Source organism: Synechococcus sp. R3-13 (assembly GCF_047462195.1).
Lineage (GTDB): Bacteria > Cyanobacteriota > Cyanobacteriia > Thermostichales > Thermostichaceae > Thermostichus.
In genome coordinates this window covers 1-3,403 of the sequence record NZ_JANSIO010000373.1, presented here as the reverse complement: position 1 = coordinate 3,403, position 3,403 = coordinate 1, and the positions used below count along the sequence as shown (strand labels likewise).

Below are 3,403 nucleotides of genomic sequence, written 5' to 3'. Positions count from 1 at the left end.
GTACAAGCCTGCTACTTCTGTCAAGGGGGGTTGGTCGGCAGCGTTTTTTTCAGCCCCCAATGGGGTGGCTTGATCTGTGATCCCTGCCGGGTGGCCCAGCGGCCCAGCCCGATTGCCTGGGTCTCAGCCTCTGCCTTGCGTGCCTTGGGATCCCTGCCCAGCTCCACACTGCCTCTGCCGGAGGATTCCCTGCCTTTGGCTGCTTGGCTGGAAGCAGAACGTCTGTTGCGGCGCGTTTTGGAGCATCATACAGATCGAGAAATCCGTTCCGCCGAGCTATTGGCCAGTTGCTACGCTGTTCCTACCGCAAACGGCCAGGGATCCCCGGCTTTTCCTGAGGGACATCCCGAAAAATGGGCATCGGTCTGAAAAAGTTGTGAAGGTATGTATCAAGTCCGGCCCAATAGCCGCAAAATAGAGCATCGAGGCGGGTTGGCAGCCGATTTTGGATGATAAATTAGGTTATGGAAAGTAACTTCTTACGAAGGCCTCTCAGGTTTGAGCAATGGTTTGGGGGGAGGAGTGCCTTGCACCAGGTACTGGACAGCATCATCAGGTGGGATTGAAGTTGGAGCTTTTAACAAGATTGAATCGACTGCTGAGAGGGCCTTCTGCTTGGTGCTTGTTTCCCGGAGCTGCATCCCTGGGGTGCGGCTTTGGTTAATTGCAGATGATTGCTTGTGAGTGTTCAATTTCACTCGGTGAGTCTGCCCAACTGAGGAGCAGCCCCTGAGGTTCCTGTATCCGCCCAACTCAAGTTAGCGCCCACCTCAGTTCTTTTTCAGATTTCTCTTTTACCGAGTACCGTTAGAAGTTCAGGAGTTGCAGCACCGTGGAAGCACAGCGTAAGGAACGGATTCTGGTGGTCGATGATGAGGCCAGCATTCGACGCATCTTGGAAACCCGTCTGTCCATGATTGGATACGATGTGGTCACAGCTTCGGACGGCGAGGAGGCGCTGGAGGTTTTCCACAAGCAGGATCCCGACCTGGTGGTGCTGGATGTGATGATGCCGAAGCTGGATGGCTATGGGGTCTGCCAGGAGCTGCGCAAAGAATCGGACATCCCCATCATCATGCTGACGGCGCTGGGAGATGTAGCCGACCGTATCACAGGGCTGGAGCTGGGGGCAGACGACTATGTGGTCAAGCCCTTTTCGCCCAAGGAGCTGGAAGCTCGCATTCGGTCGGTGTTGCGCCGGGTGGCGCGGTCGGCCCACGATGGGATCCCCAGTTCTGGGGTGATTCAAGTGGGGGATATTCGCATCGATACCAACAAGCGGCAGGTCTACAAACGGGACGAGCGCATTCGCCTGACGGGGATGGAGTTTAGTCTGCTGGAGTTGTTGGTCAGTCGGTCGGGGGAGCCTTTTTCCCGCTCCGAGATTTTGCAAGAGGTGTGGGGCTATACCCCGGAGCGCCATGTGGATACGCGGGTGGTGGATGTCCACATTTCGCGGCTGCGGGCCAAGCTGGAGGATGACCCCAGCAACCCAGAGCTGATCCTGACGGCCCGAGGCACCGGCTATCTATTTCAGCGCATCGTTCAGGGAGAGGAACAGGCACGGTCTTGAGAAGGGATCCCTTGCAACTTCTCTTCGAGAGCAACCTGGACTCGCCTCAGCACGCCAACCCAGTCTCCCGGTGTGTCTTGTCGAAACAGTCGCATCACCCCGGGGTACCAGGGGCTATCTTCTCGATGGAGCAGCCAGCGCCAATCGGCGGCAAAGGGCAGCAGCACCCATACCGGCTTGCCCATCGCCCCGGCCAAATGAGCAACGGCTGTATCAACGCTGATCACCAGATCCAACTGGGCAACGGCTGCGGCTGTATCGACAAAACTGCGGAAACGGGATCCCAGCTCCAACACTTGGTGCTGCTCCAATAGGGATCCCAGCGGCCTTAGATCTTCCCCCACCTGCAGGCTAACCCACTGGATGGAAGGCCCATGCAAGTGCTGGAGCAGCAGATCCAGAGGACAACTTTTCAGCCTTTGCACGCGGTTGAGATCAGGGTGGGCACGCCGACCGCTGGCCCACACCAGCCCCACCTTCATCCGCTCCTGGGAAAGCTCCGGCCAGTCTTCCCGCCAGGAGAGGCTCAAAGGGATCTGCGGCCCGCCGGCATGAACGGGATAGACAAGATAGGGGATGCGGGCCGGGATCGTCTCCAGGGTGGTGCCCAACCGCTGTGGCAAGCTGAGCAAGGGCAGATGGCAATCGAAAGAGGGCAAGGGATCCGTTTCCGAGATCACCTGCACCTGGGGAAGGGGGAAGCACCCTCTGAACAGCTCGACAAGGGATCCCTGACAGCGGAGGCAGATTTGCGCTTGGGGATGGGCCTCGGCCAGCAGCGGCAGGTAGCGCACAAACTGAATCGTGTCCCCCAACCCTTGTTCAGCGTAGATCAGCAGGGTCTGGCGGCCCAGAGGGGATCCCGTCCACAGAGGGGAAAGAAAGCGCGGGTAGGTCGCCCCTTGTCGCTGCAGCCGCCATTCGTATTCTCGCCACCCCTCCTCGTAGCGGCCCAGGGTCAGCAAAGCCGTGCCCAGGTTGTAGTGGATCTCCGGCCAGTGGGGGGCCAACTGCAAGCTGCGCCGATAGGCTTCAATGGCCGCTTCCAGCCGGTTTTGTTCTTGCAGGATGGTGCCCAAGTTGTTGTGGGGCTGGGCATCCCTCGGCAACAGCGAGATGGCCCGTTGCAGACAATCGGCGGCCTCTTCCAGGCGATCTTGCAGGTGCAGGCAATGGCCGAGGTTAACGAGAATTCGCCCCTCCTGGGGTGCGAGGGCAAGAGCTTGGCGAAACCAGCTTTCAGCTTCCCCAGCTTGGCCATCGAGCATCAGGGCATTCCCCAAAGCTGCCAAGGCATAGACCTGGGGAGGCTGGGCTGCTGCTGCCTGCCGTAGCGCCGCAATCGCTGGGGCCAATTTCCCCAAGGTAAGCCAACAACTGCCCAATCGGAAAAGCAATTGCCCATCACCGGGCGCAAAGGCCAGGCCCTGTTCATAGGCTCGCGCCGCTTCCTCTGGGTTGCCAAGCTGCATCCAGGCATCGCCCAGATCCTGCCAGGCCGGCACCCAATCCCCCCGCAGGTGCAGAGCCAGTTGCAAGGGGGTCAAAGCTTGGCGGGGATCCCCCATCTGCAGATAAAGGGATCCCAGCAACGCCTGAGCAGCGAACAAACGCGGCTGGGTGCGGGTAAGCTGCCGGCAGAGGTGCAGAGCAGCTTTCAGATCCCCCGCCTGTCGGTAGCGTTGAACCCACGTCAGAGCCGCCTCTGGGGATGGGATCTCGGATCCCCGCTCTGGATCCTGTGACTTAGCCGCTTGCCGATTGTCTTTTCCTCGCCCAAAGCCCCGTGGCACGTCTTTGCCTGATACATTTACGCTGAACACTGCTGAA

Annotated in this window: 3 protein-coding genes; 2 read left to right on the top strand and 1 reads right to left on the bottom strand. The window is 59.4% G+C overall.

The window, feature by feature from the left end; translation table 11 throughout:
* Both recO and rpaB read left to right on the top strand, forming a co-directional pair.
* Window positions 1-369 (top strand): DNA repair protein RecO (gene recO, locus NW856_RS11215; protein ID WP_414400309.1); only part of this gene is annotated, 369 nt, incomplete at its 5' end.
* A gap of 463 nt (window positions 370-832) precedes the next feature.
* Window positions 833-1,573 carry a response regulator transcription factor RpaB gene (gene rpaB / locus NW856_RS11210; protein ID WP_011434119.1) on the top strand — a complete coding sequence of 247 codons (741 nt, stop codon included), beginning with the start codon at window positions 833-835 and terminating at the stop codon, window positions 1,571-1,573.
* Here the strand turns inward: rpaB and NW856_RS11205 are convergent.
* Window positions 1,546-3,403, bottom strand: a 1,858-nt coding sequence (locus NW856_RS11205) for a tetratricopeptide repeat protein (protein WP_414400308.1), incomplete at its 5' end; no start/stop codon positions are given. The two genes, rpaB and NW856_RS11205, sit on opposite strands and share 28 nt — an antisense overlap.